At 72.1% G+C, this 19,839-nt stretch carries 21 protein-coding genes and 1 pseudogene; 14 read left to right on the plus strand and 8 right to left on the minus strand.

Going from position 1 to position 19,839, the window contains the following annotated elements:
• The first annotated feature begins 93 nt into the window (after window positions 1-93).
• Both ACFP2T_RS02725 and ACFP2T_RS02730 read left to right on the plus strand, forming a co-directional pair.
• The gene (locus tag ACFP2T_RS02725) at window positions 94-531 is read left to right on the plus strand and encodes a hypothetical protein (RefSeq protein WP_377416849.1); all 438 of its coding nucleotides are present in this window, start codon (window positions 94-96) and stop codon (window positions 529-531) included.
• Window positions 516-1,463, plus strand: coding sequence for an MFS transporter permease (locus ACFP2T_RS02730; protein WP_377416851.1), 948 nt, complete (start codon window positions 516-518; stop codon window positions 1,461-1,463). The genes ACFP2T_RS02725 and ACFP2T_RS02730 overlap by 16 nt, the downstream gene beginning before the upstream one ends.
• Before the next feature lies 1 nt (window position 1,464).
• Here the strand turns inward: ACFP2T_RS02730 and ACFP2T_RS02735 are convergent, their stop codons facing one another.
• From ACFP2T_RS02735 to ACFP2T_RS02745, 3 genes are read right to left on the minus strand one after another with little or no spacing between them, the layout of a single operon-like run.
• Window positions 1,465-1,872, minus strand: a complete 408-nt coding sequence (locus tag ACFP2T_RS02735; RefSeq protein WP_377416853.1) for a thiol-disulfide oxidoreductase DCC family protein — start codon at window positions 1,870-1,872, stop codon at window positions 1,465-1,467.
• A 44-nt stretch (window positions 1,873-1,916) separates the two neighbouring features.
• The gene (locus tag ACFP2T_RS02740) at window positions 1,917-2,732 is read right to left on the minus strand and encodes a sugar phosphate isomerase/epimerase family protein (protein ID WP_377416855.1); all 816 of its coding nucleotides are present in this window, start codon (window positions 2,730-2,732) and stop codon (window positions 1,917-1,919) included.
• Window positions 2,732-3,907 (minus strand): Gfo/Idh/MocA family protein, encoded by a 1,176-nt coding sequence (locus ACFP2T_RS02745; RefSeq protein ID WP_377416857.1) that lies wholly within the window; start codon window positions 3,905-3,907, stop codon window positions 2,732-2,734. The genes ACFP2T_RS02740 and ACFP2T_RS02745 overlap by 1 nt, the downstream gene beginning before the upstream one ends.
• A gap of 318 nt (window positions 3,908-4,225) precedes the next feature.
• Between ACFP2T_RS02745 and ACFP2T_RS02750 the strand changes: the two genes are divergently transcribed.
• The 7 genes from ACFP2T_RS02750 (at window position 4,226) to ACFP2T_RS02780 (ending at window position 10,629) form a co-directional block, all read left to right on the plus strand.
• Window positions 4,226-5,254 (plus strand): LacI family DNA-binding transcriptional regulator, encoded by a 1,029-nt coding sequence (locus tag ACFP2T_RS02750; protein WP_377416859.1) that lies wholly within the window; start codon window positions 4,226-4,228, stop codon window positions 5,252-5,254.
• 77 nt (window positions 5,255-5,331) lie between these two features.
• Window positions 5,332-6,882 carry an Rv2578c family radical SAM protein gene (locus tag ACFP2T_RS02755; RefSeq protein WP_377416861.1) on the plus strand — a complete coding sequence of 517 codons (1,551 nt, stop codon included), beginning with the start codon at window positions 5,332-5,334 and terminating at the stop codon, window positions 6,880-6,882.
• Between the two features lie 36 nt (window positions 6,883-6,918).
• Window positions 6,919-7,329, plus strand: a complete 411-nt coding sequence (locus ACFP2T_RS02760) for a CoA-binding protein (RefSeq protein WP_377416863.1) — start codon at window positions 6,919-6,921, stop codon at window positions 7,327-7,329.
• A gap of 87 nt (window positions 7,330-7,416) precedes the next feature.
• Window positions 7,417-7,953, plus strand: coding sequence for a PadR family transcriptional regulator (locus ACFP2T_RS02765; RefSeq protein ID WP_377416865.1), 537 nt, complete (start codon window positions 7,417-7,419; stop codon window positions 7,951-7,953).
• Window positions 7,950-8,651: an ABC transporter ATP-binding protein gene (locus ACFP2T_RS02770; protein WP_377416867.1), complete on the plus strand. Its 702-nt coding sequence runs from the start codon at window positions 7,950-7,952 to the stop codon at window positions 8,649-8,651. Before ACFP2T_RS02765 ends, ACFP2T_RS02770 begins: the two co-directional genes overlap by 4 nt.
• Window positions 8,648-10,207 (plus strand): FtsX-like permease family protein, encoded by a 1,560-nt coding sequence (locus ACFP2T_RS02775; protein WP_377416869.1) that lies wholly within the window; start codon window positions 8,648-8,650, stop codon window positions 10,205-10,207. Before ACFP2T_RS02770 ends, ACFP2T_RS02775 begins: the two co-directional genes overlap by 4 nt.
• 122 nt (window positions 10,208-10,329) lie before the next feature.
• Complete coding sequence (locus ACFP2T_RS02780; RefSeq protein WP_377416871.1) at window positions 10,330-10,629, plus strand: DUF4190 domain-containing protein; 300 nt, start codon at window positions 10,330-10,332, stop codon at window positions 10,627-10,629.
• A 53-nt stretch (window positions 10,630-10,682) separates the two neighbouring features.
• Here ACFP2T_RS02780 and ACFP2T_RS02785 read toward each other — a convergent pair whose 3' ends face one another.
• Complete coding sequence (locus tag ACFP2T_RS02785; RefSeq protein WP_377416873.1) at window positions 10,683-11,537, minus strand: SDR family NAD(P)-dependent oxidoreductase; 855 nt, start codon at window positions 11,535-11,537, stop codon at window positions 10,683-10,685.
• Between the two features lie 233 nt (window positions 11,538-11,770).
• Here ACFP2T_RS02785 and ACFP2T_RS02790 point away from each other — a divergent pair, with 233 nt between their 5' ends.
• Both ACFP2T_RS02790 and ACFP2T_RS02795 read left to right on the plus strand, forming a co-directional pair.
• Window positions 11,771-12,340, plus strand: a complete 570-nt coding sequence (locus ACFP2T_RS02790; protein WP_377416875.1) for a DUF4190 domain-containing protein — start codon at window positions 11,771-11,773, stop codon at window positions 12,338-12,340.
• A gap of 25 nt (window positions 12,341-12,365) precedes the next feature.
• On the plus strand, window positions 12,366-12,791 hold the full coding sequence (locus tag ACFP2T_RS02795; RefSeq protein WP_377416877.1) for a DUF4190 domain-containing protein: 426 nt from the start codon (window positions 12,366-12,368) through the stop codon (window positions 12,789-12,791).
• A gap of 67 nt (window positions 12,792-12,858) precedes the next feature.
• Here the strand turns inward: ACFP2T_RS02795 and ACFP2T_RS02800 are convergent, their stop codons facing one another.
• Together ACFP2T_RS02800 and ACFP2T_RS02805 are read right to left on the minus strand one after the other, a co-directional pair.
• Complete coding sequence (locus ACFP2T_RS02800) at window positions 12,859-13,509, minus strand: SMI1/KNR4 family protein (RefSeq protein WP_377416879.1); 651 nt, start codon at window positions 13,507-13,509, stop codon at window positions 12,859-12,861.
• 171 nt (window positions 13,510-13,680) lie between these two features.
• Window positions 13,681-14,637: pseudogene (locus tag ACFP2T_RS02805) on the minus strand (DMT family transporter); the annotation flags it as partial.
• A gap of 228 nt (window positions 14,638-14,865) precedes the next feature.
• Here ACFP2T_RS02805 and ACFP2T_RS02810 point away from each other — a divergent pair.
• The 3 genes from ACFP2T_RS02810 to ACFP2T_RS02820 all read left to right on the plus strand — a co-directional run bounded on the left by ACFP2T_RS02810 (window position 14,866) and on the right by ACFP2T_RS02820 (window position 17,664).
• Window positions 14,866-15,570, plus strand: a complete 705-nt coding sequence (locus tag ACFP2T_RS02810; protein ID WP_377416881.1) for an HAD family hydrolase — start codon at window positions 14,866-14,868, stop codon at window positions 15,568-15,570.
• Between the two features lie 97 nt (window positions 15,571-15,667).
• Window positions 15,668-16,192: a hypothetical protein gene (locus ACFP2T_RS02815; RefSeq protein WP_377416883.1), complete on the plus strand. Its 525-nt coding sequence runs from the start codon at window positions 15,668-15,670 to the stop codon at window positions 16,190-16,192.
• 335 nt (window positions 16,193-16,527) lie between these two features.
• Window positions 16,528-17,664, plus strand: a complete 1,137-nt coding sequence (locus tag ACFP2T_RS02820; RefSeq protein WP_377417859.1) for an Mrp/NBP35 family ATP-binding protein — start codon at window positions 16,528-16,530, stop codon at window positions 17,662-17,664.
• 138 nt (window positions 17,665-17,802) lie between these two features.
• Here the strand turns inward: ACFP2T_RS02820 and ACFP2T_RS02825 are convergent, their stop codons facing one another.
• Both ACFP2T_RS02825 and ACFP2T_RS02830 read right to left on the minus strand, forming a co-directional pair.
• On the minus strand, window positions 17,803-18,249 hold the full coding sequence (locus ACFP2T_RS02825; RefSeq protein WP_377416885.1) for a twin-arginine translocase TatA/TatE family subunit: 447 nt from the start codon (window positions 18,247-18,249) through the stop codon (window positions 17,803-17,805).
• A gap of 78 nt (window positions 18,250-18,327) precedes the next feature.
• Entirely contained in the window at window positions 18,328-19,656 is a 1,329-nt protein-coding gene (locus ACFP2T_RS02830) for a S1C family serine protease (RefSeq protein ID WP_377416887.1), read from the minus strand.
• Window positions 19,657-19,839: the final 183 nt, after the last annotated feature.

Raw genomic sequence — 19,839 nt, forward strand, 5'->3', positions numbered from 1 at the left:
CCCAAAGTCGTCCCGGCGGCCGGGGCGGTGGCACCCGGCCGGCGAGGAGGACGGTACCCGCGCGCCTGCGGCACCGCGTAGGGTCTCCAACCGATGAGCGCGTTGACGAGGCGGGGCCGGAGCATCCGGGTGGGCCTCACGGTGCTGGTCGGCGCGTTGGTGCTGGTCGGCACGCTGTGGGGCCAGGACGACCATTTCCCGTTCGGCCCCTTCCGGATGTACGCCGGTTCCAACCCGCCGAACGATCCGGCCCCGGACACCCGGGTCGAGGGAGTCGACACCACCGGCGCGGTCGTCGGACTGGGCGAGACGAGCACCGGCATCCGGCGGGCCGAGATCGAGGGCCAGCAGGGCCGCTACGTCGCCGACCCGACGCTGCTGCGCCAGGTCGCCGACGCGTACGCCGAACGGAATCCCGAAGCGCCCGCGCTGGTCGAGGTGCGCATCGTGATCCGCTGGTACGGCATCCGCAACGGGAGACCGACCGGCACCTCGGCCGACGAGACGGTGGTCCGGTGGCGAGCACCGTGACCGCGTTGAGAAGGGTGCTGGCCGCCGTGCCGCGCTGGCTGACCGAGCCGGTGCCCCGGGGACGGGTGGCCGCCTTCCGTACCCTGGTCTACCTCTTCGTCGCGGCGGACCTGCTGTTCTTCACTCCCTGGGTCCGCGACAAGGCCAGCATTCCGGGCGAGCTGTACCAGCCGCTCTTCGTCGGCCGGCTGCTGCCGTTGCCCACCCCGACGCCGCTGCTGGTCACCGTCATCTTCTGGGCGCTGCTGCTGCTCGCTCTGGCCGCCGCCACCGGGCGGGCGCCCCGGGCGCTGGGCTGGCCGGTCTTCCTGCTCTATTTCGAGTGGATGATCATCGCGATGAGCTACGGGAAGGTGGACCACGACCGGTTCGGCTTCCTGGTCGCGCTCGCTGTCCTGCCGACCGCCGGACGGGCCCGGCACGGCGACCGCGAGAAGACCGAGGCCGGCGGCTGGGCCCTGCGGGTCACCCAGATCGCCGTGGTCTGCACCTACTTCCTGGCCGCCTGGGCCAAGCTCCGGTTCGGCGGGATCGAGTGGACGACCGGATCGGTGCTGGCCCGGGCGATCATCCGACGCGGTACCGACCTGGCCGACCTGATCGCCCAGGTGCCGTACCTGCTGATCGCGGCGCAGTTCGGCATCATCGCGTTCGAGCTGCTCAGCCCGCTGGTGTTCGTGGTCTCCGCGCGCTGGCGGCAGGCGGTGGTCGCGTTCTTCTACTCGTTCCACCTGGTCACCATCGCCACCATCACGATCTCGTTCGCCCCGCACCTGGTGGCGATGACCAGCTTCCTGGAGCTGGAACGGCTCCGTCCGATCGAGCGGCTACGCCGGCTGGTCCGCCGACGCGGCGGGGACACCGGGCCGCCGGAGGAGCCAGCGGCGGCGCCGGAGACTCCGTCGGCTCAGCCGTCCCCCGCCGTGCCGTGAATCAGCCGTCCCCCGCCGTGCCGTAGAGCCGCTCCCGGGTCGCCTGGGGCAGCGAGCAGGCGGCGGTACCGCCCGGCAGCCGGTGCCGGTTGCGGGCCACCCAGCGGTACCCGGGCCAGGCAACCGCCCGGACCGGCGGCAGCCGCAGCGCGGCACCGAGCACCCGCCAGCCCGGCCGGCTGGCGCCGAGCAGCCGGGCTATCGCGTCCGGCCCGGCCGCGCGTACGCCGTCGGTGCCGATCCACCAGACGGCCTCCTCGCACTGGGCGACGGTCAGCCCGAGCGCGTCGAGGTCGGCGAACTGCCAGGGCACCACCTTGGCCCCGGTCGGGATCCGCCGGCCGATGAAGTCGGCGCACGTGGTGCAGAAGGCGCAGTCGCCGTCGTACACGAAGGTGGGCTGGTCCATGCGATCCATCCTCCCCCGTGCCGGGCGGTGCCGGCCAATCCCCGCTAGTCCACGTGGGCGAGATAACCGGCCAGGGTGCGTTCCAGGATCTCCGGGCCGGGCCGGGCCCAGACGTCGGCGTTGAAGACCTCGACCTCGATCGGACCCCGGTAACCGGCGGCCTCGACCGCCAGGCGGAACCGGCGCAGCTCCACGCAGCCGTCGCCGGGCAGCGCCCGACCCAGCAGGACCCCCTCGGGCAGCGGGGTGGCCCAGTCGGCGACCTGGAAGGAGGCGATCCGGTCCTCCCGGCCGGCCCGGGCGATCTGCGCCCAGACCTGGTCGTCCCACCAGATGTGGTAGGTGTCCACCACCACACCGACCGTGTCGCTCGGATACGGCGCGGCCAGGTCCAGCGCCTGACCGAGGCTGGACACCACACACCGGTCGGAGCAGAACATCGGGTGCAGCGGCTCGATCGCCAGCCGTACCCCGGCGGCACGGGCGTACGGCACGAGTGATCCGATCGCGTCACCGACGTGGGCCCGGGCCGCGTCCACGTCCCGACTGCCCTCGGGCAGCCCACCGGAGACCAGGACCAGCACCGGCGCCCCGAGGGTGGCGGCCTCGTCGATGGCGCGGCGGTTCTCGTCGTACCAGTCGGGGGTGTTGAAGAAGCCACCCCGGCACAGTGAGGTGACCGCGAGGCCGGCGTCGCGGACCAGCGCCGCCGTCTTGTCCAGGCCGTGTGCGGCGGTCTCCTCCCGCCACAGCCCGACGGCGGGCACCCCGGCCGCCACGCAGCCGGCGACCAGGTCCGGGATCGGCCAGTACTTGGCGGTGGCCTGGTTGAAGGAGAACCGCGCCGGAACTCCCGCCATCAGGCCGCCCCACCGTCGAGGTCGGGGATCTCGATCCGCCGGCCCTCGCGGGCGGAACGCAGGCCCAGCTCGGCGAGCTGCACGCCCCGGGCGCCGGCCCACAGGTCCCAGCTGTACGGCTCGTCGAGCACCACGTGCCGCAGGAACAGCTCCCACTGGGCCTTGAAGCCGTTGTCGAACTCCTCGTTGTCCGGCACCACCTGCCACTGGTTCCGGAAGTCCTCGGTCGCCGGCAGGTCCGGGTTCCACACCGGCTTCGGCGTGGTGGCGCGGTGCTGGATCCGGCAGTTGCGCAGCCCGGCCACGGCGCTGCCCTCGGTGCCGTCCACCTGGAACTCCACCAGCTCGTCCCGGTAGACCCGGACCGACCAGGACGAGTTGATCTGTGCCACGATCCGGCCGTCCTGCCCGGGTCGCTCGATTTCGAAGATGCCGTACGCGGCGTCGTCGGCGGTCGCGTCGTAGCGTTCGCCGGCCTCGTCCCACCGGTGCGGCACGTGCGTGGTGACGTGCGCGGCCACCGTCGCCACCCGGCCGAAGATCTGTTCGAGCACGTAGTGCCAGTGCGGGAACATGTCGACGGTGATGCCGCCGCCGTCGGCCGCCCGGTAGTTCCAGGACGGACGCTGTGCCGCCTGCCAGTCGCCCTCGAAGACCCAGTACCCGAACTCGCCGCGTACGGAGAGGATCCGGCCGAAGAAGCCGCCCCGGACCAGCCGGTCGAGTTTGCGCAGGCCGGGCAGGAAGAGCTTGTCCTGCACCACCCCGTGCTTGATGCCGGCCGCGTCGGCCAGCCGGGCCAGCTCGACCGCGCCGGCCAGGTCCTCGGCGGTCGGTTTCTCGGTGTAGATGTGCTTGCCGGCCTCGATCGCCAGCCGCAGCGCCTTCTCCCGCTGGGCGGTGACCTGGGAGTCGAAGTAGATCTGTACGTCCGGCCGGGCCAGCGCGGCGGGCAGGTCGGTGGTCCACTCGGTCAGCCCGTGCCGCTGCGCGATCTCCCGTAGCTTGGTCTCGCTCCGGCCGACCAGCACCGGCTCGGGCCAGAGCCGGCGCCCGTCGGGCAGCGGCAGTCCGCCCTGTTCACGGATGGCGAGCAGGGACCGGACCAGATGCTGCCGGTAGCCCATCCGGCCGGTCACGCCATTGAGCACGATGCCGATCGTGGTACGGGCCATACGTCGCCTCCTCAGGCTGGCTGATCCGCGGATGCCGCTCGTCGAGGCGGTACGCCGATCGTGCGTTGGGGTGGTCATGAGGCGCGATGGTGGAGGTGGAACACGCCGCACGCCGGTAAGCGCTTTCCCGATTACGCTACCGACTCGGTTCCGATTCCGGCAAGGCCCTCACCCCCTCCCGACGGTCGCCACCAGCGATCCATGCCGGTCTCGGCCCTGGAGTACCGCGCCGCGACGACGGCCGATGAAGCGCGGTACGGCACCGCGATATCCTCACCTGCAACCGACCACCGGGCGGTCGGGGAAGGACTTGAGGGAATGGCCACTCTGGCGGACGTCGCGCGACGGGCCGGTGTGTCACCCGCCACCGCGTCCCGGATCATCAACGGCAGCCCCAAACCCGTCACGGACGCGCTCCGGGAGCGGGTCCTGGCCGCCGTCGAGGAACTCCAGTACGTACCCAACGCGCACGCCCAGCAGCTCGCCCGCAACCATCGCAGCGCGGTCGGCGTCATCGTGCACGACGTCTCCGACCCGTACTTCGCGGAGATCACCCGAGGGCTGCAACGGGTCGCGACCGAGCACGGCCGGCTCGTCATCATCTGCAACACGTACCGGGATCCGGACAAGGAACTCGAGTACGTCGAACTGCTCCGGGCCAACCAGGCCGCCGCGATCATCCTCGCCGGCTCCGGCTACCACGACGAGCAGTTCACCCACACCCTGGACGCCAAACTGCGGGTGTACCAGGCCACCGGCGGGCACGTGGCGGTCATCGGCCGGCACGAACACACCGGGCACGCCGTGATCCCGGCGAACGAGGCGGGCGGCCACCTGGTCGGCGCCGAACTGTTCGGCCTCGGGCACACCAGGGTCGGCGTCGTCGCCGGTCCACGGCACCTCACCACCACCACGGACCGGCTCGCCGGGCTCCGCCGGGCCGCCCGCGAACACGGGCAGAAGTTCTCCGCCCGGCAGATCGTCTACGCCGACTTCGAGCGGGCCGGCGGTGCCGCCGCCACCGCGGCACTGCTCGACGCCCATCCGCAGCTCACCGCCATCGCCGCGCTGAACGACTCGATGGCGATCGGTGCGCTCGCCCTGCTCCGCGAACGCGGCATCGACGTTCCCGGACAGATCAGCGTGGTCGGCTTCGACGACATGCCGATCGCCGGTGACGTCATGCCCGCACTCACCACGATCCGACTGCCACTGGCCGACATGGGCGCCCGGGCCATGAGCCTCGCGCTACAACCGCCGGAGCCGCTGAACACCCCGCAGATCGAACACGTCGACGCCGTGCTGGTCCGGCGGGAGAGCAGCGGCCCGCCCCCGCCCGGCCCGTGACGATCGGGGTGTCCCGACCAACCGCCTGAGGCGTGGCGAGTTGCGCGAGCTATCGTACGCATGTTCGAATAGGCCCCATGCGCTGGGAAAACCTGTCGTCGGCTCCCCCCGACACCGGACCCCCTACCGGGGCGGCGCCAGCGGCTCCACCCCTGCCGCTGGCGCTTCCCGGCGCTGTCGTACGCACCTTCGACACGCCCGCGTTCGCCGGCATGACGTTCTACGAGGTGCAGGCCAAGTCGATCCTCAACCGGGTGCCGGGCGCCTCGCGGGTGCCGTTCGAGTGGACGATCAACCCCTACCGGGGATGCAGCCACGCCTGCGCGTACTGCCTGGCCGGGGAGACCGAGATCCTGCTCGCCGACGGCGGCACCCGACCGCTGGCGCGGTTGCGGATCGGCGACCAGATCTACGGGACCGTCGCGCAGGGCAACCACCGGCGCTACGTGCGTACCGAGGTGCTGGCGCACTGGTCGACGGTCAAGCCGGCGTACCGGATCACGTTGGAGGACGGCACCGAGCTGACCGCGAGCGGCGACCACCGGTTCCTCACCCCGCGCGGCTGGAAGCACGTCGTCGGCTCGCCACCCGGCGACGCGCCCCGGCCCTATCTCGCGCTCACCGACAGCCTGGTCGGCACCGGCCGGTCGGCGTCGACGCCCGACTCGCGCCCCGGCGGTCCGGGTGGCCGGCTCGACGGGACGATCCTCGGCAGCCGGGCGGCGGTGCGGATCCGTGGAATCGAGCCGCTGGAGCGCGAACTCCGGCTCTACGACATCACGACCGGGACCGGTGACTTCATCGCCAACGGGGTGGTGAGTCACAACTGTTTCGCCCGGAACACCCACACCTATCTCGACCTCGACGCGGGACGCGACTTCGACAGCAAGGTGATCGTCAAGGTCAACGCGGGCGAGTTGGTCCGCCGCGAGCTGGCGGCGCCGAAGTGGCGTGGCGATCACATCGCGATGGGCACCAATGTGGACTGCTACCAGCGAGCCGAGGGGCGTTACCGGCTGATGCCGCCGATCCTGACGGCGCTGCGCGACTTCGCCAACCCCTTCTCGATCCTGACCAAGGGCACGCTGATCCTGCGCGACCTGCCGCTGCTGCGCCAGGCCGCCACGGTGACCCGGGTCAGCATCTCGCTGTCGGTCGGCTTCGTGGACGAGCCGATGTGGCGCTCCGTCGAGTCGGGGACACCGAGCCCGCGCCGCCGGCTCGACGCCGTACGGGAGCTGACCGACGCCGGCTTCCAGGTCGGCGTACTGATGGCGCCGATCCTGCCCGGACTGACCGACACCGAAGAGTCGATCGAGGCGACGGTGGCCGCGATCGCCGCCGCCGGAGCGGTCAGCGTCACGCCGTTGCCACTGCACCTGCGTCCCGGCGCCAGGGAGTGGTACGCGGCCTGGCTGGGCCGGGAGTTTCCGCAGCTCGTCCCGCGCTACCGGGCACTCTTCGGCAAGGGCTCCTACCTGCCGCAGGCGTACCAGCGGGAGGTGACGGCCCGGGTCCGGATGGCAGCCCGCCGGCACGGCCTGCATCGCGCCGAGTCGGGCGAGGCCCGGCAGGTCACGCCGACGGACGTTCCGGCGCCCGTCGTCGAACAGCTCACCCTGTTGTGATCGTCGCCGCCGGATCGACAGAGCTACAGTCGCGTGGTGCGTAGTGCTCAGCAGATCCTGGCCGAGGCCGGCGTGATCGCCGTGGTCGGCGCCTCCCGTGACCCCCGGAAGCCGGCGCACAGCGTGCCGTTGCAGATGCAGCGGTACGGCTGGCGGATCATCCCGGTCAACCCGCAGGCGGACGAACTCTTCGGCGAGCCCGTCTACCGGTCGCTGGCCGAGATCCCGCATCCGGTCGACCTCGTCGACGTGTTCCGACCGGCCGAGGACGCCGCCGAGGTGGTCCGGGAGGCGGTGGCGATCGGTGCCCCGGCGGTCTGGTTGCAGCTCGGCATCGTCTCCGCGCAGGCTCGGCAGATCGCCCAGGAGGCCGGCATCGACTACGTCGAGGACCGCTGCCTCGCGGTCGAACGCGCCGTCGGAGGGCTGTCCCGCCGTCCCTCCTGAATCCGGAGGACTAGTTTCTCGGTGAATACCGGACTATTTTCTCGGTGAATAGTTGACGCGACTATTCGCTGAGTGAATAGTGAGGTGGTGTCCGCCTCATTCGTGCTGCTCGGCCTCCTGTCGTCCGGGCCCAAACACGGCTACGAGCTCAAACGCGCCTACGACCACAGCCTGCCCAGCGCGAAACCGCTGGCGTTCGGGCAGGTGTACTCGACGATCGGCCGGCTCGAACGCGACGGCCTCGTCGAACGCGCCGGCCAGGAGCGGGATGGCGGGCCCGACCGGGTCAGCTACGCGCTGACCGAGCTCGGCCGGCAGACCCTCGACGAGTGGCTCGGCACGGTGGAGCCACCAGCCCCGTACGTCAGCAGCGTGCTGCTGGCGAAGGTGGTCGTCGCCCTCCTCACCGCCGAGCCCGAGCGCGCCGGCAGCTACCTGGCCGACCAGCGCGCCGCCCACACCGCCCGGTTACGCGAACTGACCCGGTCGAAGCACGAGTCGACCGCCAACATCGGCGACATGATCACCGCCGACTTCGCCATCGCCCATCTCGACGCGGAGCTGCGCTGGCTACGGACCACGCTGGACCGCGTCGCCGAGATGCACCAGGAGACGCAGCCATGACGATCCTCCAGGCACGAGGGGTCGTGCGCTTCTACGGTCAGACACCCGCGCTGCGAGGGGTGACCCTCGACGTCCAGGAGGGCGAGATCCTCGCCGTCACCGGACCCAGCGGATGCGGCAAGTCGACGCTGCTGCACTGCCTCGCCGGCATCATGCGCCCGCAGGAGGGCGAGATCCACTATCGCGGCCAACGCATCGACACCGGGTCGGAGAGCATGCGGTCCAAGCTGCGCCGCACCGAGTTCGGCGTGCTCTTCCAGTTCGGGCAGCTCGTCATGGAGCTGACCGCGGCCGAGAACGTCGCATTGCCATTGCTGCTCGCCGGCACGGGGCGGCGGGAGGCACGGACGGCGGCCCTGACCTGGCTCGACCGGGTCGGGGTCGCCGACGTGGCGGACAGCCGGCCGGGCCAGATGTCCGGCGGCCAGCAGCAGCGGTGCGCCCTGGCCCGCGCTCTCGTCACCGAACCCCGGGTGCTGTTCGCCGACGAGCCGACGGGCGCGCTGGACACGTTGTCCGGAGAGCAGGTGCTCGGCCAACTCGTCCGGGTGGCGCACGAACAGCAGACCACGGTGGTGCTGGTGACCCACGAGCCACGCGTCGCCGGTTACGCCGACCGCGAGCTCACGATGCACGACGGCGTGCTGGACGAGACCGGCGCCGGCATCGCCGTCCCGTCCGGAAGGCACGGCCGATGAAGGTGACGACCGCGATCCGGCTCGCCCTGGTCGGGACCCGTGCCGACGCGGTCCGGGTCGTACTCACCGCGTGCAGTGCGGCGCTGGCGACGTTCGCGCTGCTCGCCGCGCTGACGGTGCTGGCGATCCGCACGCCGCCCGGCGCCGACTCCCGCTCCGCGTCGTGGTCCGAGCAGTACGGCAACGCCCTGCTCCGTGAGCCCGGGCTCCGGCCGGGCCTGACGCTCGCGCTGATCCTGCTCATGGTGCCGGTGCTGGCGTTGGCCGGCCAGTGCACCCGGCTCGGCGCCCCGGCCCGGGACCGCCGTCTCGCCGCGATCCGCCTCGCCGGGGCGACCCCGCGCCAGACCGCCGCCATCGCGGTCACCGAGACCGGTCTCGCCGCCGTCACCGGAACCGCCGTCGCCTTCGTCGGCTACTTCGTCGCGCACGACGTCCTGCACCGGCCGGGACCCGACGGCACGCTACCGCTGCCGACCGACGTCCTGCCGAGTGTGCCGGCCCTCGTCGCCGCCGCTATCGGCCTGCCGCTGCTCGCCGCGCTCGCCGCCGCGGTCGTACTGCGCCGCGTCACCATCAGCCCGTTCGGCCTCGTACGCCGCCAGGGGCGTAACCGCGCGCCATGGCCCTGGCCGGGCATCCTCATCGTGCTCGGGGTGCTGCTGTTCAGCGGCTTCGGACCACTGCTACGTGCCGAGATCGACCTGCCGGACTGGATCGGCCGGATGCCCAGCTGGCTGGCCCTGATTCCGCTCTTCGGGGGCGCGTTCCTCACCTCGGTCGGCGTGGTGCTCGGCGCGGGCTGGATCTCGTACACCACCGGGCGGCTCCTGCGCCGGTTCGCGCGCCGGCCGGCGGCCCTGCTCGCCGGTAGCCGGCTGATGGCCGACCCCTGGGCCGGCAGTCGCAACCTGGCCGCCCTGCTGGCCTGTGTGCTGTTCGCCGCCGGCGCGGCGGGAGTGCGTTCCTGGTTCACGGCGCAGGACGCGCTACAGGCCGAGGCGGACCGGCTGACGGGTGGTCCCGGGGCGTTCGTCGAACCCTCCGGTGACTCGTTCTACCTCCAGACGATGGACCTGGTGAACCTGGCCGTCCTCGTGGCGCTCGTCATCGCCGCCGGTGGGCTCGTCGTCGCGATCGTCGAGGGCATCGTCACCAATCGCCGCACGTACGCGGCCCTCGTCGCGACCGGCGTTCCCCGACCGGTGCTCGGCCGGGCCATCCTGTGGCAGTCCCTGGCTCCGGCGGTGCCGGCGATCCTGCTCGCCGTGACCGTCGGCGTGCTGCTGCCCCGGAGCCTGCAGTCGGAGGCGAGCACGGGCGACAGCAGTTGGGCGGTCTGCGACGCGAGCCAGGCGCTGTGCGACGATCCCGCCACCCGGGAGCAGTACACCCGGATCGTCGAGGAGCCGGGCCTCGTCCGGTCGATCCCGGTGCCGTTCGACGAGCTCGCGCTCGCCGCCGGGGTCGGCCTCGCCGCGGTACTCGCCACCGTCGCGATCGGCCTGCTCTTCCTGCGTTCCAGCACCGACCTCGAGGAACTGCGCGTCGGCTGACCGCCGGTCGTCCTCCGCTCGCCGGAAGCGCGCAACACTCCCGCCCGCGAAGGCGAACTATCCCGACATTCACTCAGATAGCGGCGCCGACCGGTACGTTTCTGGGTGAGGAGGGCGAAAGCATGAGCTACCCAGGGCCGGGCCAGTACGGCCAACCCGGCCAGTACGGCCAACCGTCCGGCGGCCTGAACGTGATGGCGATCCTGTCGCTCGTCTTCGCCTTCGTCTTCGCTCCGGCCGGCATCGTGCTCGGCCACCTGGCCCGGCGACAGATCAGCCGCACCGGCGAGCAGGGCGGCCAGTTGGCTCTCTGGGGGCTGATCCTCAGCTACCTCTTCACCGCGCTGTACGTGATCGGCTGCTGCGGCTGGCTGGCCCTGGTCAGCTGGGCCGGGTCGGAGGGCAGCGGTGGCGCCTACTGAGACGGCAGGAAAGCGCCACCGCCGCCACTGCGGAAGACCGTGGAAACCAGGTTCTAGCGGAACTCCGCCTCGCGCACGCTGTTGCCACCGTCGACCACGAGCATCTGCCCGGTGATGTACGACGCGGCCGGAGAGCAGAGGAAGGCGATCGCGGCGGCCACCTCGTCCGGCGTACCGGGCCGACCGACCGGGGTACCCAGACCCTGCTTCAGCTCCGCCATCGTCGATGCCGCGGTGTAGATCGTTCCTGGCGCCACCGCGTTGACGGTCACCCCGTCGGCGATCATCTCCATCGCGAGCGCCCGGGTCAGCCCGACCACGCCGGCCTTCGCCGCGGCGTACGCCGCCTCGGTGGGCAGTGCGTTGACCGGACCCGCGGTGGCGGAGAGGTTGACGATCCGACCCCAGCCCCGCTCGGCCATGCCGCCGATGAACGCCCGGCTACACAGGAAGGCGGTGCTCAGGTTCCGCTCGATCTCCCGGTGCCACTCGTCGTAGCTGAGCTGCACCACCGGGCGAAGCACCTCGGGACTCGCCCGACTCGCCAGCCCCGCGTTGTTGACCAGCACCTCGACCTCGCCGAGCTGCTCGACGATGGCGTCCGCCAGCGCCCCCACCTCGGCCTCGTCGGTCAGGTCCGCCACGAAGCCCGTCACGCCCAGTTCGGTCGCCCGCTCGTGGATCCGCCGGGTGGTCGAGACGATCGCCACCCGGGCGCCCAGTCCGCAGAGCCGGCGCGCGGTGGCATACCCGATCCCGTCCGGGCTACCGGCCCCGGTGACCAACGCCACCCTTCCGTCGAGGCGCATCGTCACCGGCTCGGCGTCACCACCCGGCGCACCACTTCGGGCCGGGTCGATGCTCTGCGAGACGGTGCCCTGCGAGCCGGAACGGGTCCGGCGGGCCAATGTGGGGCGCGTAGCGTCCCGGCGGGGCCGGTTACCGGCTCTGTCCCCGGCGCGCGCGTCGAATACCATGCCGCGATCCTGCCCCGTCCGGACGATACGGGCAACGGCGCACCGCCGTAGCGCGCCGCCGAAGGCTGTGCTGGCGGCCGGGCCGGGCGAAACCAGGGACCCCAATCTGGCGGGCGCCGACTACCCTGGCGGGGCGCCCCGGACAGATGGAGTGAGAGACCCAGATGAGCGACCCCCAGCAGAGCGGCTACTCCAGCGACCCGTCGTGGCAGGCGCAGCCGCCGCCGCAACCACCGGCACAGCCGACCTACCAGGATCCGACCTACCAACCCACCCTCTCCGACCAGGGCTACCAGGCCGGCTATCCGGATCCGACGCAACAGCAGGGTTATCCGGCCGAGCAGGCGTACCCGGCCGCGGCCTACCCGACGAGCGCGGATCCGTACGGCCAGCCGCCTGCGGCGGCGGGCTACCCTCCGCCCGGCTACCCCGTCATCGTCGCCGCGCCACCGGTCAACGGACTGTCGATCGCCGCCCTGGTGGTCTCGATCGTCGGCGTGCTCGGCCTGTGCGGCTACGGCCTCGGCGGTTACATCGGCATCGTCGGCGCGATCCTCGGACACGTGTCGCGCAAGCAGATCCGCGAGCGGGGCGAGGGCGGCGCGGGAATGGCCACCGCCGGAATCATCGTCGGCTGGATCGCCGGTGCCATCGCGGTGCTCGCCACCATCGCCATCGTCGGGCTCATCATCTGGGCGGCGCAGCAACCGTCCGGCTACGACAGCGGATACTGAGCCGTTCCAGACACCAGGAGCCGTCGTGAACCCAGCTACTCCTGACACCCCATCCGAGCCGGGCGGAACTGGCCTGAACCCGTACGACGCCGAGGCCGGTCAGCAGTCCGCACCCCCCGTCGGTGGTCCACAACCGGCCTGGGCGCCCGGTTACCCCGGATACCCCGGCTACCAGATACGCCGGCCGACGAACAGCATGGCGATAGCCGCGATGATCACCGGGATCGTGTCGCTGTTCAGTTGCCAACTGATCGGCGTGGTCGCCGTCTATCTCGCCAAGCGCGCCCGCGAGGAGATCCAGGCCAGTGGCGAGGAAGGTGCCGGCTTCGCCACCGCCGGCCTGGTCCTCGGCTGGATCGCCGTCGGGCTGGCCGCGCTGACCATCGTCGCCATGCTCGCCTACTTCGGCCTGATCGGGCTGATCTTCGCGACCAATTCGAACACCTCCTGACGTCCCGCCACGCCAGGAAGGCGGCCCGGCCGGTCGTGACCCCGGCCGGGCCTGCCACCCGTTCGCGCTAGCTGGCCGTCGGCAGCCCTGTCGGCGCCGGACGCAGCGGCCGGCCATGAAGTTCGGTCTCGCCCGCGAGACCCCACCACAGTCGGTTGTCGACGGTCAGGTACGGAACCCGGCGTCTGACCTCGCCACCGCTCGCGAGCACCTCGGCGGTCTCCGCCAGATAGGCCCCGAGCGACGGCCACGCGCCGTCGAACGTGCCCCGGTCGTCGTGGATCGCCCAGCCGAGCCGTCCGTAACCCGGCCCGGGCCGCAGGTCGATCACCTGTGAGTCACCGTCGGACTCCGCGAACGGCAGCCACAGCTCGTGCCACCACGGCTCGTCGTCCCTCTCCTCCGGCGGAAACCCGGCTTCGGCAAACGCCTCGTCGTCGTCGTCGAATTCGTCGATCTCCATGCACATCTGCCGATGTTCGACGATGCGGGCGACGGAGAGCGGGACCCGCTCGGGGAACATGTTGGCCCACTCGACGAGACCGTTGTGCCGGCGCAGCGACTCGACCAGCTCCGGCGGAAAGGACAACCCGAGCGTCGCCTCGGCGGCGACGATCTCGGCCGGGTCCGCGGGCGGGGCGAGGAGCGCCGCATCGTCGGGCGCGTATCGCGCCAACCAGCCGTCGATACGTCGCCACGACTCGGTCACGGTGGTCACGCCGGCAGCCTAGTCGCCGAACGGTACGGCCGCCGATGTCCGCGGCACCACCCTGCTCGGGCGCACCGGTCAGTCGAACCGGTGCGTACCGTCACCCAGCGGGCCGGACCGCGACACCGGACCGGGCTGCGGCAGTGGACCGGGCTGCGGCAGTGGACCGGCCTCCGGCGGCGCCGGTACCGGATCCGCTCGGGCATTCCGCCCGGCCCGGGTACGCCGGCCGGCGCGGGCCTCCGCGTGCAGTACGACGGCGACTCCGGCCAGCAGCAGCGCCAACCCGGGCAGGGCCGTCGACCGGGGCACCTGGTCCAGCCAGGCCCAGGCGATCAACGCGGCGCCGGGCGCTTCGAGCAGGAAGAGCACGCTGATCGTGGTAGCCGAGATCCGGCGTAGCGCGTAGTTGAACATCGAGTGGCCGAGCAGTTGGGCGCCCGCCACCAGCCCGAGTACGGCGAGCCAGGTCGCGGTGTCGAAGCCGGTGATCGGTACGCCCCCGACCAGGCACACCACCAGCAACGCGCCCGCGCAGACCCCGTAGCAGATGGTGGTGTAGGTGACGGTGCTGGTCGTCGTCCTGGCCCGCTCGCCCAGCGCGGTGTAGACGGCCGCCGCCATGCCACCGGCGACCGCGAGCAGGTCACCGGCCACGGCCCGGCCGGACACCCCGAAGTCGGCACCCACCGCCCAGATCGCGCCGAGCACGGTCAACCCGATCCCGACCCAGGCGGCGACGGGCAGTCGACGGCCCTGCCCGTGGGCGATCAGTCCCTGCCAGACCGGTTGGGTGACCACCAGCGCGGTGGCCGCGGCCACCGAGGTCAGTTGGGCGCTGGGCATCCAGGTCGCGAAGTGCACGGCGAGGGCGAGGCCAGCCAGCGCGCAGTATCCGGCCTCCCGGCGCCCGGCGCCCCGGACCAGCGCCCGGACCTCGGCCCGGCGGCGGGCCAGCGCGAACGGCCCGAGCACCCCGACCGCGAGGATGTTGCGCCAGAACGCGATCGCCAGGGCTGGCGCGGCAGCGAACGCGATCAACGGCGCGGACGACGACACCGCCGCGACGGCGACGACGACGGCGCCGATGCTCAGTGGGTCGATCGAGCTCCGGGGTGGCGGAACGGCGGAAGACACGGAAAAATCCTCACATGTCACTCCTGGCCACCACCTGATCGACAAACGGTTAACATCGCCCTCCCCCGTCTCGCCCCACCTGGTCCTGGAGGCTGCTCTCCCGTGCCCACATACCGGTCCCCCTCCCCCGCAGACCGGTCCCATCCCCCCACAGACCAGTCCCCTTCCCCCACAAACCGGTCCCAGGCAACCGCAGGCCAAGCAGGCCAGGCACCCGCACCCGCACCCGTGACCCAGCCCCGGCCTGCCGCGTACCAGGCCGTGCTCTTCGACTTCTTCGGCACCCTCACCTGCGCCGTCCGGCGTGGCCCGCAGCACGCCGCCGTCGCCGCCCTGCTCGGCTGCGCGGTGGAGCCGCTGGTCGACGTCCTCGACCGGTCCTTCTACCTCCGGGCCAGCGGGGCGCTCGGCGACGCCACCGACACCCTGCGCTGGGTCGGCGAGCAGGCCGGCGGCCGACCGTCCGCCGCCGGCCTCCGCGCTGCGGTCACGGCCAGGATCGAGGCGGTACGGGCGGACACCCGGTTGCGCCCCGAGGCGGTGACGGTGCTGCGTGCCCTACGGCACCGGGGCGCACGCATCGCACTGGTCAGTGACTGTACCCACGAACTGCCCGCCTTCCTGCCACAACTACCGGTCGCGCCGCTGCTCGACGTACGGGTGTTCTCCGTGGAGGTGGGCCGCTGCAAACCCGACCCGGCGATCTACCTGGCCGCCTGCCGAGGGCTGGGCGTGGCCCCGGTCGACTGCCTGTACGTCGGCGACGGCGGCAGCCAGGAACTCACCGGCGCGGTCCGGGCCGGGATGAGCGCCGTCCGGCTGGCCGCCGCCGACCTCGACGGCCACCTCGCCTTCGACAGCGAGCCCAACTGGACCGGCCCCGCCCTCACCTCCCTCACCCAACTCCCCGCCCTACTCGACGCCCCCATGTAAGGAAGGGCCCCTTCTTATCGCTTTTTGTATAAGAAGGGCCCCTTCCTAACACTCGCCGGCCCGGCGCGGGTACCGGGTCGGTGCCGGGTGCGGCAGTATGCGGGATGTGACCGACGAGGTGGACGACCGTGCCGTGTCGCCGTTGGTGACCGAGGCGATGAAGAAGGCCGCCGTGGCATGGGTGGCCGTCGAGGACCAACCGGCCGTCGCGCTGTGGTGTGTACCGCTCGACGGCGGCCTGTACGTGGTGAGTGGTCCCGGCGAGCAGTCCGCGCCCGGCCTCGCCGAGGCCCGTACCGCGGTGGTGACGCTGCGCGGCGACCACGGCGGACGGATCGTCAGCTGGCCAGCCGAGGTCAGCCGGGTGGCGCCGGACAGCGAGGAGTGGGCGACGGTGGCGCCCCAGGTGGCTGCCAAGCGGCTCAACGCCTCCGGGGGTCCGGCCGAGTTGGCCGTCCGCTGGGCGTCCACGTGCGTACTCACCCGGCTGACGCCGAGCGGTGGGCCGACGGCGGCCGGTGCGACGCTGCCCGACGGCTCCCTCGCCGCCCCGCCCCGGGAAACCACCGCCGTCCGGCAGACCCGCAAGCCGTTCCGGCTGCACCGGGTACGCCGCCGCTGACGACAGGGGCCACGCCGCGAAGCGGACAGAACCTGCCGGTTGACGCGACACCCCGACAAAAAGCGCCGCGCGCCTCAAGGGGCTAGGCGCGCGGCGAGTCTCAACGATCGTCGCACCCGGACGGGTACGGCGTCTACCCGTCAAATCGGCAATTTCACCATCCGGCGCCGAAGAACCGACTTGTCCCGCTACGCCGCGCCGGTTCGCTCACACCCGATCCCCAGGTATGCCTGGCCAGTCGGATCGCCCGGCGACGTAGCATTGCGGACATGTCTGCACCCGCCGTCCCCGGCCATGAGGCTGCCGCATCCGCCGCCGACCGCGAGGCCCCGCCGATGACCGCCGCCGAGGAGGCGATCCACGCCGCGCTGGCCACCGTCGACGACCCCGAGATCCGCCGGCCGATCACCGACCTCGGCATGGTGCGCTCCGCCGTGCTCGGCGCCGACGGCACCGTACGGGTGGAACTGCTGCTCACGGTCGCCGGTTGTCCGCTCAAGGACAAGCTCCGGTCCGACATCACCCGGGCGGTCGGCGCGGTGCCCGGGGTGACCGGGGTGACCATCGAGTTCGGCGTGATGAGCACGGAGCAACGGCAGTCCCTGCAGTCCCGGCTGCGCGGCGGCGGGGCGACCCAGGAGCCGGTGATCCCGTTCGCCCAACCCGGTTCGCGTACCCGGGTCTATGCGGTGGCCAGTGGGAAGGGCGGCGTCGGCAAGTCCAGCGTGACGGTCAACCTGGCCGCGGCGCTGGCCGCCAAGGGGCTGTCGGTGGGGGTCGTGGACGCGGACATCTACGGGCACTCGGTTCCCCGGATGCTCGGCACCACCGCCCGGCCGACCCGGGTCGAAGACATGATCATGCCGCCCCAGGCACACGGGGTGAAGGTGATCTCGATCGGCATGTTCGTCGACGGCAACGCGGCGGTCGTCTGGCGGGGACCGATGCTGCACCGGGCGTTGCAGCAGTTCCTCGCCGACGTCTACTGGGGCGACCTGGACGTGCTGCTGCTGGATCTGCCGCCGGGCACCGGCGACGTGGCCATCTCGCTGGCCCAACTGCTGCCCAACGCGGAGATCCTGGTGGTGACCACGCCACAGACCGCAGCGGCCGAGGTGGCCGAGCGGGCCGGCGGGATCGCCCTGCAGACCCACCAGCGCCTGGTCGGTGTGGTGGAGAACATGTCGTGGCTGGACCTGCCCGACGGCTCCCGGATGGAGGTCTTCGGGTCCGGCGGCGGCGCGATGGTCGCCGACTCGCTGACCAAGATCATCGGCGCTCAGGTGCCGCTGCTGGGGCAGATCCCGCTGGACCCCCGGGTCCGGGAGGCGGGCGACGCGGGTGATCCGATCGTCCTGGCCGACCCGGAGGCACCCGCCGCCCGGGCGCTGGCCGCGGTCGCGGACCGGCTCGCGGTCCGGCGCGAGACGCTGCTCGGTAAGTCGCTCGGCCTACGCCCCGTCGGCCGCTGACGACGCCTCGGCCGGTGACCCCCGGCGGCCGCTGAGGACGCCTCGGCCGATGACCTGCGGCGGCCGCTGACGACGCCTCGGCCGCTGACCCGCGGCGGCCGGTGATCTCCGGCGGTCGCCGGCGGGCGGGACTGACGCTCAGGTGGCGTCGATGTCGAAGCTTCGACGCTGCGGGGCCACCACATCGGTGCCGGAACCCGATGTCGAGGCGGCGCCGGCAGTACCCGTCGACCCGCTCGACGATCGGATGTCCGCCGCCGAGGCCACGTCGTCGATCTCACGGTGCACGTCGGTCAGATCGGAGCGCAGCTTGTCGTACGCCCCCTGCAGGGGCTGACGAATCGCCTGCTCGTCTTCCTCGCTCAGCAGGTGCTTGCGGATGAACGCCTTCGGGTGCAGGTCCTCGAGCTGGATGTCGGTGCCCAGTTCCCGGCTCAGGTCGCCGGTGGCGTTCCTGGCCATGTTCCGCAGGTTGCGCAGCATCCGGAGCCCGTCACTGATCACCTGCGGCAGCCGGTCACCGAAAATCAGCAGTGCGACCAGCAACAGCGCACCGATCTCCCACCAGTTCAGGTTCTCGAACACGCGTGCCTCCTCATGCCGCCCCCTGGCACCCGCAAGAGTACGCACGTCACCACGGCCGGCGGGAGGGGGAGCCGCTGGCTACTTGGCATCCGCGGCGAGGGTCACCGAGGCCGACTGGCGTTCTGAGCCGCGTCGGTACTCGAGGCTCACCACCGAGCCGGGTGCGTACTTGCGGACCAGCGCGATCAGGTCGCTCGGCTCCTCCAGTGGCTTGCCGTCGAGCTTGAGCACCACGTCACCGGCCTGGAGCCCGGCTTCGTCGGCGGGTCCGGCCGGCTCGACCGAGGAGAGTCGCACTCCGCCCGACCCGCCCGACCGGGTACCGCCGACCCCGGCGCCGATCACGGTCCGGCGCGCCTTTCCGGTGTCGATGATCTCCTGCGCGAGCCGCTTGGCCTGGTTGATCGGAATCGCGAAGGCCAGGCCGACGTTGCCGGCCGTCTCCTCGTCGACGGCCGGCGTCTGGATCACCGAGTTCACCCCGATCACCCGACCGGCCCCGTCGACCAGCGGGCCGCCGGAGTTGCCCCGGTTGACCGCCGCGTCGGTCTGGATGGCCGCGTAGTAGCGCACCTGTCCGCCCGGCTCGCCGTTGCGGAACGTCCGGTCCAGCGCGCTGACGATGCCCGAGGTGACCGTGTTGGCCAGGGACAGGGGTGTGCCGAAGGCGAGCACCGGGTCGCCGACCGCCACGGCGTCGGAGTCACCGAACTCGATCGGCTTCAGACCCGTCCGGGCCACCTTGATGACGGCGATGTCCGCCTCGGGATCCTTGCCGACCACCTCGGCCGGGGCGGTGGTGCCGTCGTTGAACTCGACCGTCGCGGTGTCCGCACCGGCACCGACCACGTGGTCATTGGTGATCACGTAGCCGTCCTGGGTGACGACGAATCCCGAGCCGAGCCCGACGCCGCCGTTCCCGCTGACCCGTACCGTGACGACGCTGGGCAGCAGCCGCTCCGCGACGCCGGCCAGCGACTCGGGCGGTCGTCGAGCCGAGGCCGGCGGCTCCCCACCGGTCGAACCGAGCGCCGTCACCCCGCCGACGCCGCCCCGGACCGCGAAGGCGTACCCGAGTGCCCCGCCGAGCGCACCGGCCAGCAGCGCGGTGATCAGCGAGACCAGGAACACCGGAGCCAGGCCCCGGCGCCCGACGGCGTCCGGGTCGGTGACCGGCTCGGGCGAGCCGGCCTCCGCCGAACCCGGTGACGCCTGCACCACGACTGCCGCCGGAGTCCCCGGGTTGCGCCACGGGTCGTGCAGCGCGTCGGACCACCACGGGGACGATGCCGGGTCCGGTGCGCCTGCGGGCACCGCCCGGGCGCCGACTGTCGGGGGCGCGGGCGACGGGGCGTACCCCGGCGTCGCGGTCCCATCGGGCTGGCGCCAGTTCCAGCCGTCCGTCACGTTCGCTGCCTCCCAGTCCGTCCCTGAAGCCGGGCGCCGCGCGGGCGCGGGCGACCGCTTCCGGCCGCAGCGTCCGGGTTCCGCATCCAGGATCGCACGGATGACTGGATACCGGTCATCGGTTGTCCGAGGCATCGCCGCCATCGGAGGCACGCGACTGCCGATCACGTACCGCCACCCTTA

This window comes from Plantactinospora solaniradicis, from assembly GCF_042658085.1.
Lineage (GTDB): Bacteria > Actinomycetota > Actinomycetes > Mycobacteriales > Micromonosporaceae > Plantactinospora > Plantactinospora solaniradicis.